Annotated in this window: 10 protein-coding genes; 6 read left to right on the top strand and 4 right to left on the bottom strand. The window is 72.2% G+C overall.

Annotated elements, in window-relative coordinates; translation table 11 throughout:
• On the bottom strand, positions 1-821 hold an 821-nt coding region (locus NWP10_RS08620; RefSeq protein ID WP_258300574.1), incomplete at its 3' end, for an ABC transporter ATP-binding protein.
• 144 nt (positions 822-965) lie between these two features.
• Between NWP10_RS08620 and NWP10_RS08615 the strand changes: the two genes are divergently transcribed.
• The 5 genes from NWP10_RS08615 to NWP10_RS08595 all read left to right on the top strand — a co-directional run bounded on the left by NWP10_RS08615 (position 966) and on the right by NWP10_RS08595 (position 5,587).
• Positions 966-1,658 carry a metalloregulator ArsR/SmtB family transcription factor gene (locus NWP10_RS08615; RefSeq protein WP_234404118.1) on the top strand — a complete coding sequence of 231 codons (693 nt, stop codon included), beginning with the start codon at positions 966-968 and terminating at the stop codon, positions 1,656-1,658.
• Between the two features lie 76 nt (positions 1,659-1,734).
• The gene (gene sufB / locus NWP10_RS08610) at positions 1,735-3,207 is read left to right on the top strand and encodes a Fe-S cluster assembly protein SufB (protein WP_017489211.1); all 1,473 of its coding nucleotides are present in this window, start codon (positions 1,735-1,737) and stop codon (positions 3,205-3,207) included.
• A gap of 1 nt (position 3,208) precedes the next feature.
• Positions 3,209-4,447: a Fe-S cluster assembly protein SufD gene (sufD, locus tag NWP10_RS08605; protein WP_258300573.1), complete on the top strand. Its 1,239-nt coding sequence runs from the start codon at positions 3,209-3,211 to the stop codon at positions 4,445-4,447.
• 47 nt (positions 4,448-4,494) lie between these two features.
• Positions 4,495-5,259, top strand: a complete 765-nt coding sequence (gene sufC, locus NWP10_RS08600; RefSeq protein ID WP_158494616.1) for a Fe-S cluster assembly ATPase SufC — start codon at positions 4,495-4,497, stop codon at positions 5,257-5,259.
• 1 nt (position 5,260) lies between these two features.
• Positions 5,261-5,587, top strand: coding sequence for a metal-sulfur cluster assembly factor (locus tag NWP10_RS08595; protein WP_017489214.1), 327 nt, complete (start codon positions 5,261-5,263; stop codon positions 5,585-5,587).
• 115 nt (positions 5,588-5,702) lie between these two features.
• Here NWP10_RS08595 and NWP10_RS08590 read toward each other — a convergent pair whose 3' ends face one another.
• Positions 5,703-6,638 carry a neutral zinc metallopeptidase gene (locus tag NWP10_RS08590; protein ID WP_258300572.1) on the bottom strand — a complete coding sequence of 312 codons (936 nt, stop codon included), beginning with the start codon at positions 6,636-6,638 and terminating at the stop codon, positions 5,703-5,705.
• Positions 6,639-6,773: 135 nt separating this feature from the next.
• On the opposite strand from NWP10_RS08590, the gene NWP10_RS08585 reads away from it, so the two are divergent.
• Positions 6,774-8,372 carry an ABC-F family ATP-binding cassette domain-containing protein gene (locus NWP10_RS08585; RefSeq protein ID WP_158493126.1) on the top strand — a complete coding sequence of 533 codons (1,599 nt, stop codon included), beginning with the start codon at positions 6,774-6,776 and terminating at the stop codon, positions 8,370-8,372.
• Between the two features lie 9 nt (positions 8,373-8,381).
• Here NWP10_RS08585 and NWP10_RS08580 read toward each other — a convergent pair whose 3' ends face one another.
• A complete protein-coding gene (locus NWP10_RS08580) occupies positions 8,382-9,299 on the bottom strand; it encodes an SURF1 family protein (protein ID WP_258300571.1) in 918 nt (305 codons plus the stop codon).
• Positions 9,296-9,631, bottom strand: coding sequence for a hypothetical protein (locus NWP10_RS08575; RefSeq protein WP_258300575.1), 336 nt, complete (start codon positions 9,629-9,631; stop codon positions 9,296-9,298). Before NWP10_RS08575 ends, NWP10_RS08580 begins: the two co-directional genes overlap by 4 nt.
• Positions 9,632-9,637: the final 6 nt, after the last annotated feature.

Here is a 9,637-nt window from a genome sequence, read left to right as displayed (position 1 = left end):
GGCTCGGCGAGGCCGGCGGCCCGCAGCGGCTCGGGGAGGGCGTCCGCCCAGGCGCGCACGGCCTCGGGGGCGGCGTCGCCGAAGTCCACGTCCACCACGTCGCCCTCGGCCACGCGGGTCAGGTCGGCGAGCGAGCCGGCGCGGACCACGCGGCCGGCGCGCAGGATGGCGACGTCGTCTGCGAGCCGCTCGGCGTCGTCGAGCAGGTGGGTGGTCAGGAGGACGGCGGCGCCGCGCGCCGTCTGCTCTCGGACCACCTCGTGCACCACGGGGCGGGTCTCGGGGTCCAGGCCCGCGGTGGGCTCGTCCAGGAACAGCATGTCCGGGCGGCCCACGAGGGCCGCGGCGAGGGCGACCCGCTGGCGCTGGCCGCCGGAGAGCCGGCGCAGGGGCCGGCCGGCGACGTCGGCGATCAGCAGGCGCTCGAGCAGCGGCTCCACGGGCAGCGGGTCCCGGTAGAGGGAGGCCACGTGGCCCACGAACCGGCGGGCGGGCACCGAGGGCGGCAGGCCGCCCTCCTGCCACATCACGCCGATGCGGGCGCGCAGGTCCGCGGGCGCGCGCCAGGGGTCCGCCCCGAACACCCGGACGGCGCCGGCGTCGGGGCGGTCCATGCCGTGGCAGAGGCCGAGGGTGGTGGACTTGCCGGCGCCGTTGGGGCCGAGCAGCACGGTGACGGCGCCGGCGCGGGCGGTGAGGTCCACGCCGCGCAGGACGGGGGTGCGCGCGCGGCCGCGGCCGAGGCTCCGGTGGACGTCGCGCAGGCGCAGGACGGGCTCGTCGCGCGGCGCGGGATCCGGGGTCAGGACAGGTCGGGGCACCGTCCCAGTCTAGGCCCGGGCCCCGCGCGCGGACGGGCCGACGACGGCGCCCCCGGCCGGGGTGACGGAGGCCACGCCGGGGCCCACGCCAGGACAGGCGTGCCTCACTTGAACGGTTCCAGATCAATAGGTCATCATGGCGTGGTGTATTCCGACCAGCCTTCGCATCGTGCGGCCCCGGCGCCCGCCGAGGGCACGCGCGAGCGCGTCCTCCAGCTGGTCCTCACCCGGGGACCGGTGAGCGCGGCGGAGATCGGCCGGGAGCTGGAGCTGACGGCCGCGGCCGTCCGCCGTCACCTGGACGCCCTCGAGGAGGACGCCCTCGTGGAGGTCAAGCGGGTCACCTCGGCGCGCGGGGCCGGCCGGCCCTCCCGCCGCTACGTCGTGACCTCCCACGCCCAGGAGCACCTGCCCAAGGACCACCTCGCCGTGGCCCTGGACTCCCTGGCCCGGCTCGAGGAGCTCGGCGGGGACGAGGAGGTCCGCCGCACCGCCCGCCGCGCGTTCCGTGACGTGGAGGAGCGGTTCGCCGCCGCCGTCGACGGCCGGGACACCGAGCTCCAGGAGCGCACCCGGATCCTGGCCTCGGTGCTGGACGACGCCGGCTTCGCCGGGACGCTGCGCCACTTCGGCGCGGGCCTGGCGCCCACCCTGCGCGCCGACCAGGTGTGCCAGGGCCACTGCCCCTTCCAGGGAATCCCGGCGCGCCATCCGCAGTTCTGTGAAGAGGAGACCGAGCTGTTCGCCCGCCTGCTGCAGGTGGACGTGCGGCGCCTGTCCACCCTCGCCGCCGGCGCCCACGTGTGCACCACGCACGTGCCGCTGGGCCGAGACTGAGCCGCGCGGGCCCCGCCCCGGCTCCCCGAGACCACCCAGACCGACATCGACCGCAGTGACAACGAGAGAGGCTGAGATGACCGACCAGATCGTCCAGCGGGACCCCGTGGAGAACGCCGACCCCGGCGTGATCCAGGAGATCCTCGACAAGAACCCCGAGCTGAACGCCATCGGCGCCTACCAGTACGGCTGGGCCGACTCCGACGCGGCGGGCGAGAAGGCCGTCCGCGGCCTCAACGAGGACGTCGTCCGCGACATCTCCGGCAAGAAGGACGAGCCGGAGTGGATGCGGAACCTGCGCCTGAAGGCGCTCAAGTACTTCGAGCGCAAGCCGATGCCCGCGTGGGGCCCGGACCTGTCCGGGATCGACTTCGACAACATCAAGTACTTCGTGCGCTCCACCGAGGGCCAGGCCAAGACCTGGGAGGACCTGCCCGAGGACATCCGCAACACCTACGAGCGCCTCGGCATCCCCGAGGCCGAGCGCGAGCGCCTCGTGGCCGGCGTCGCCGCCCAGTACGAGTCCGAGGTCGTGTACCACCAGATCCGCGAGGACCTGGAGGAGCAGGGCGTCGTGTTCCTGGACACGGACACCGCCCTCAAGGAGCACCCCGAGATCTTCGAGGAGTACTTCGGCACCGTGATCCCGGTGGGCGACAACAAGTTCGCCTCCCTGAACACGGCCGTGTGGTCCGGCGGCTCCTTTGTGTACGTGCCCAAGGGCGTGCACGTGGAGATCCCGCTCCAGGCCTACTTCCGCATCAACACGGAGAACATGGGCCAGTTCGAGCGGACGCTGATCATCGCGGACGAGGACTCCTACGTCCACTACATCGAGGGCTGCACCGCCCCGATCTACAACTCCGACTCGCTGCACTCGGCGGTCGTGGAGATCGTGGTGAAGAAGAACGCCCGTGTGCGCTACACCACCATCCAGAACTGGTCCACGAACGTGTACAACCTCGTGACCAAGCGCGCCGTCGTCGAGTCCGGCGGCACCATGGAATGGGTCGACGGCAACATCGGCTCCAAGGTGACCATGAAGTACCCCGCCGTGTACCTCACCGGCGAGCACGCCACCGGCGAGACCCTCTCCGTGGCGTTCGCCGGCAAGGACCAGCACCAGGACACCGGCTCCAAGATGGTCCACATGGCGCCGAACACCTCGAGCTCCATCGTGTCCAAGTCCGTGGCCCGCAACGGCGGCCGCGCCGCCTACCGCGGCCTCGTGCAGGTGACCGAGGGCGCCAAGAACTCGGCCAACTCCGTGGTCTGCGACGCCCTGCTGGTGGACACCGTGTCCCGCTCGGACACGTACCCCTACATCGACATCCGCGAGGACGACGTGACCCTCGGCCACGAGGCCACCGTCTCCAAGGTGTCCGAGGAGCAGCTCTTCTATCTGATGAGCCGCGGCCTCTCCGAGGACGAGGCCATGGCCATGATCGTGCGCGGCTTCATCGAGCCGATCGCGCGCGAGCTGCCCATGGAGTACGCCCTCGAGCTCAACAAGCTGATCGAACTGCAGATGGAAGGATCGGTGGGCTGACATGACCGACACCGTGGAGAACACCCAGGGCAGCATGATCCCCGGCATGGGCGAGGAGGGCGAGAAGCTCACCGTGGCCCAGACGTCGGCCCCGCGCGCCGGCGCGCCCGAGCGCAACGCCGCCGGGTCCCGCGCCGACCGCGTCAGCTCCTACGAGCTGGCCGACTTCCCCGTGCTCACCGGGCGCGAGGAGGACTGGCGTTTCACCCCGCTCAAGCGCCTCGGCGGGCTGCACCTGCCCGAGGGCGACGACGCCCGCCTCACCGGCGCCGCCCCGTCCGTGACCGTGGCCGAGCAGGCCGGCGTGCGCGTGGAGACCGTGGCCCGGGACGACGCCCGCGTCGGCTCGGTCCTCACCCCGGACGACCGCGTGTCCGCGGCCGCCTGGAACTCCGTCGCGCAGGCCACCGTGGTCACCGTCTCCGGCGAGGTCGCCGAGCCGGTGCGCATCGACGTCGTCGGCTCCTCCGCCGAGCCCGCCGCGATGCACCTGACCGTGATCGTCGAGGAGAACGCCCAGGCCGACGTCGTGCTCGCCCACCGCGGCACCGCCGTGCTGGCCCAGAACGTCGAGTTCGACGTGCGCCGCGACGCCCGCCTCAACGTGGTCTCGCTGCAGGCATGGGAGGACGACGCCGTGCACGTGTCCGCCCAGCAGGCCTCCGTGGCCACGAACGCGCGCTTCAAGCACGTCGCCGTCTCGCACGGCGGCTCCGTGGTGCGCCTGACCCCGACCTCGCGGTTCGCCGCCGAGCGCGGCGAAGCCGAGATGTACGGCCTGTACTTCGCCGACGCCGGCCAGCACCTGGAGAACCGGCTGTTCGTGGACCACAACCAGCCGCGCTGCGTCTCGAACGTGCTCTACAAGGGCGCCCTGCAGGGCACCGACGCCCGCACCGTGTGGGTGGGCGACGTGCTCATCCGCAAGGAGGCCGAGGGCACGGACACGTACGAGAAGAACCAGAACCTGCTGCTCTCCGACGGGGCGCGCGCCGACTCGGTGCCGAACCTGGAGATCGAGACCGGCGTGATCGAGGGGGCGGGCCACGCCTCGGCGACGGGCCGCTTCGACGAGACCCAGCTGTTCTACCTGATGGCCCGCGGCATCTCGGAGACCGAGGCCCGCCGCCTGATCGTGCGCGGCTTCCTCAACGAGATCATCCAGAAGATCGGCGTCCGCGACGTCGAAGACGAGCTCACCGCCGTCATGGAGGACGAGCTGCGCATCGCCGCGCTCTGACCGCCGCCGAAGAACCCCACCACGCTTCCTCACTAGGAGAACCACCCATGGCAACCCTGCAGATCACCGACCTGCACGTGCAGATCGAGACCGAGAACGGCCCCAAGGAGATCCTCAAGGGCCTCTCCCTGACCATCGAGACCGGCCAGACCCACGCCATCATGGGCCCCAACGGCTCCGGCAAGTCCACGCTGGCCTCCACCATCGCCGGCCACCCGCGCTACGAGGTCACCTCCGGCTCCATCACCCTCGACGGCGAGGACGTGCTGGAGATGGGCGTCGACGAGCGCGCCCAGGCCGGCCTGTTCCTGGCGATGCAGTACCCCGTGGAGATCCCGGGCGTCACCATGACCAACTTCCTGCGCACCGCCAAGACCGCCCTCGACGGTGAGGCCCCCTCGCTGCGCACCTGGACCAAGGACGTCAAGGGCGCCTTCGAGGCCCTGCAGATCGACCCGGCGTTCATGAACCGCAACGTCAACGAGGGCTTCTCCGGCGGCGAGAAGAAGCGCGCCGAGATCCTCCAGCTCGAGCTGTTCAAGCCGAAGTTCGCCATCCTCGACGAGACCGACTCCGGCCTCGACGTGGACGCGCTGCGCATCGTCTCCGAGGGCGTGAACCGCGCCGCCGAGCAGAACGAGATGGGCACCCTGCTCATCACCCACTACACGCGCATCCTCAACTACATCAAGCCGGACCACGTGCACGTGCTCGTGGACGGCCGCGTGGCCGAGTCCGGCGGCCCGGAGCTCGCCGCGCAGCTCGAGGCCGAGGGCTACGCCCGCTTCGAGAAGGCCGCGGCGGGGGTCTGAGATGACCGAGACCGCGAACCAGGTGCCCACGGAGGACGTCCGTGAGGCCCTCAAGGACGTGATCGACCCGGAGCTCGGCGTCAACGTCGTGGACCTGGGCCTGCTCTACGGGCTGCACTACGCCGAGGACGGCGCGCTGCTCGTGGACATGACCCTCACCACCGCTGCGTGCCCGCTGACCGACGAGATCGAGGACCAGGTCTCGCGCGCCATCGGCACCATGGTGGACGAGTGGCGCCTGAACTGGGTCTGGATGCCGCCGTGGGGTCCCGAGCGGATCACCGAGGACGGCCGCGACCAGATGCGGGCCCTGGGCTTCAACATCTGATCCGCACCCGTGCACGACGCCGGCCCGTCGCCTTCGCTTGGAAGGCGGCGGGCCGGCGTCGTGGGTGGGGCAGGGGGAGCGGGCGCGGCGGTCGCCGGGGCCCGGCGTCAGCGGCTCAGATGTCCAGCGAGGATGCGCGGAAGGTGTCGCACTGGCGGAAGTCCGGCTCCTGCTGGGAGGTCTCGTAGCCGCGCAGGAACCACGCCATGCGCTGCTCGGAGGAGCCGTGGGTGAAGGCCTCCGGGTTCACGCGGCCGGTGGACATCTCCTGGATGCGGTCGTCGCCCACGGCGGCCGCGGCGTCGATCGCCTGGCGCAGCTGCTCGCGGGAGATCGGCTGCAGGTAGGGCTCGCCGGACTCGGGGTCCACGGTGGTGGTCGCGGCGCCGGCCCACATGCCCGCGAGGCAGTCGGCCTGGAGCTCGGCGCGCACGGCGCCCGACTCAGGGCCGGTGCTGCCGTCCCGGGAGTACTGCAGGTAGCCGGTGACGTGCTGGACGTGGTGCCCGTACTCGTGGGCCACGATGTACTGCTCCGCCAGCGGGCCGCCCTCCGCGCCGAAGTCGGACTGCAGGGTCTCGAAGAACGAGGTGTCGAAGTACATGGACTCGTCCGCCGGGCAGTAGAACGGGCCCATGGCCGAGGACGCGCTGCCGCAGCCGGTGCTCACGCTGCCGGCGAAGAGGGTGAGCTGAGGCTGGCGCCAGTCCACGTCCGAGAACTGGGACATGTACTCGCCCCAGAACTGGTCCGCCGCCTCGGTGGCGGCGATCACGCGGCAGTCGGTGTTGCGGTTGGCGTCCGCGCCCGTGGAGCACTCCTCGTCCGACACGGGCTGGGTGCCGCCGGCGCCCTGCTGCTGGTACTGGCTCTGGCCGGTGGAGCCGCCGGTGTCGATGCCGAGCTGCTCGGCCAGGCCGGGGGCGAAGATCGCGAGCAGCAACGCGAGCAGGCCGCCGCCGCCGCCGATGGCCAGCCCGCGGCCGCCCATCCCGCCCCCGCCCGAGCGCGCGCGGCCGGCGTCGATCTGCACGTTGTCGTTGAAGCTCATGGGGCCAGAGTGTAGACGCACTAGACTGGCCCGGCGATGTGCCGCGCCCCGCCTGCGCCGCCGCTCGCCCGCCGCGCGGAACCGCCGCCGAGCCACCCCGCCCCCTCACCCTGACCCCAGGAGCCTGCCACCCTCATGCTGACCGTCACCGATGTCGAACTGCGCGTGGGCGCCCGCCTCCTCATGGACGAGGTGAACTTCCGCGTGGACAAGGGGGACAAGGTCGGGCTCGTGGGCCGCAACGGCGCCGGCAAGACGACGCTTACCAAGATCCTCGCCGGCGGCGGCCAGCCCACGGCCGGCTCCGTGACGCGCACGGGCCGGATCGGCTACCTGCCCCAGGACCCCAAGGTCGAGGACATGGACCAGTCCGGCCGGGACCGCATCCTCTCCGCGCGGGACCTGGACCACACCATCCGCCGCATGCGCGAGGCCGAGGCCGGCATGGCCGCCGTCGACGACGTCGAGCGCCAGCGCGCGATGGACCGCTACTCCCGGCTCGAGGCGGAGTTCGAGGCCCGCGGCGGCTACGCGGCCGAGTCCGAGGCCGCCCGGATCACCTCCAACCTGGGCCTGCCGGACCGCGTGCTCGACCAGCCGCTGCACACCCTCTCCGGCGGCCAGCGCCGCCGCGTGGAGCTCGCCCGCATCCTCTTCTCCGACGCGGACATCATGTTGCTGGACGAGCCCACCAACCACCTGGACCACGACTCCATCGTGTGGCTGCGCGACTACCTCAAGACCTATCCGGGCGGCCTGCTGATGATCTCCCACGACGTGGAGCTCATGGAGATGACCGTCAACAAGGTCCTCTATCTGGACGCCAACCGGCAGACCATGGACGTCTACAACATGACGTGGAAGAACTACCTCGCCCAGCGCCAGCAGGACGAGGCGCGCCGCCGTCGCGAGTTCGCCAACGCCGAGAAGAAGGCCTCGGCCCTGATGGCCCAGGCCGAGAAGATGCGCGCCAAGGCCACCAAGGCCACCGCCGCGCAGAACATGATCAAGCGCGCCGAGCGGCTGATGCGCGGCGTCGAGGGCGAGCGCGCCGCGGACCGCGTGGCCGCCATCCGGTTCCCCACCCCCCAGGCCTCCGGCAAGACGCCCCTGCGCGCGGAGAACCTCTCCAAGTCCTACGGCTCCCTCGAGATCTTCACCGGCGTGGACCTGGCGATCGACCGCGGCTCCCGCGTGGTGATCCTCGGCTACAACGGCGCCGGCAAGACCACCCTGCTGCGCATGCTGGCGGGGGAGGAGGCCCCGGACACGGGCGAGGTCCAGGAGGGGCACGGCCTCAAGCTGGGCTACTTCGCCCAGGAGCACGACACGCTGGACCAGGACGCCTCCGTGCTGGACAACATGCGCCACGCCGCCCCGCAGCTGGGCGACACCCAGGCGCGCACGCTCCTCGGCTCGTTCCTCTTCCAGGGCGACGACGTGGACAAGCCCGCCCGCGTCCTCTCCGGCGGCGAGAAGACCCGCCTGGCCCTGGCCACCCTCGTGGCATCCAGCGCCAACGTGCTGCTGCTCGACGAGCCCACCAACAACCTGGACCCCGCCTCGCGCGAGGAGATCCTGGGCGCCCTGCGCCAGTACGAGGGCGCGGTCGTGCTCGTCACGCACGACGAGGGCGCCGTCGAGGCACTCGACCCCGAGCGCGTGGTCCTGCTGCCGGACGGCGTCGAGGACCTGTGGAACGAGGACTACAAGGACCTCATCACCCTGGCCTGAGCCGTCCGCTCAGTCGAAGAGCGCGTCCTCGGCCTCCTCGTCCGTGGGGAGGCCGTCCCGGCGGCGCCGCACGGGCTTGGGGCGCGGGGCGCGGCGGGCGGTCAGCATGCCGTCGTCGCGGACGCCCTCGACGGCGTCGGCGCGGTCGTTGCGGGCGCGCATCCACGCCGAGTAGCCCCATACGCCGAAGCCCATGGCGGCGAAGAGGTACCACTGGATCGCGTAGGAGAGGTGGGGGCCCTCGTCGAGGGTCGGCTCCACCAGCTTCTGCGGGAGGTCCTGCACGGCCGGGTCCTCCTCGACCATGATCCCGTAGGCGGTGTCCGCCACCGGCCCGCCCACGTGTCCGCGGATCTCCGCGAGGTCGATCGAGGGCACCTGGCCCTCGGGGGCGTCGCGGTCCAGGGCGGGCTCGCCGGGCTTGACGCGCACCACGACCTCCGCGGGCCCCGCCGGCGGGGCGGGCACCGCGTCCGGGCGGCCGGGGGTGTTGCCCACCGGCAGCCAGCCGCGGTCCACGACGACGACGGGCCCCTCGTCCGTGCGGAACGGCACGAGCACCTCGTAGCCGGGGCGGCCGGCGCGGGGGCGGTTGCGGACCACGAGGGTCTCCTCGGCGAGGTACTCGCCGGAGAGCGTGACGGGGGTCCACTCGTCCTGGGCGTCGAAGTCCGTGAACATCCGCGAGGCCTGGGCGAAGGGCACCGGGGCGTCGTCGTAGTTCTCCAGGACGCGGTTGACCTGGTGCTGGACCTGCACCCGGCGCTCCCACTGCCACTGCGCCAGGTAGTGGCACGCGAACGCGAACAGGATGCACAGCACGAAGCCGAGGATCCACGGCGGCGTGGCCAGGAAGTCGAAGCGCAGGCGCGGCGGGCGCGCGGAGCCGGGATCGCGCCGGTCGGTCGCGGGGGCGGGGGCGGTCATGGGCGCGGGGGCTCCTTCGAGGTCGCGGGTCGGGTGGCGCCGCCGGGGCGGGCCGTGCCCGGTCCGAGGGGGCGGGCCGCGCGCAGGAAGCCGCGGGCGCTCAGGAAGTCGTCCAGGAAGCCCCGGTGCGCAGCGCACGCGAGCCACGTCTTCACGCGCTCGGGGGCGTGGACGCGCGGGTTGTTCCACTCCAGCGCCCAGTCGGCGGCGGCGGTGCAGCCGCGGCGGGAGCAGACCAGCCCGCCCGGCCCGTCCGGGGCGGGGCCGTCCTCACGCGGGGCGGGGGCCGTCTCTTTTTCACATCTCCCAGCCCCCCAGACCAGGGAGGAGATTCTGTT

The sequence above is a fragment of the Micrococcus sp. HG099 genome, from assembly GCF_024723355.1.
Taxonomy (GTDB): Bacteria; Actinomycetota; Actinomycetes; order Actinomycetales; family Micrococcaceae; genus Micrococcus; species Micrococcus endophyticus.
Note: the sequence above shows the minus strand (reverse complement) of the source record. Positions and strands in the feature narration are given on the sequence as shown.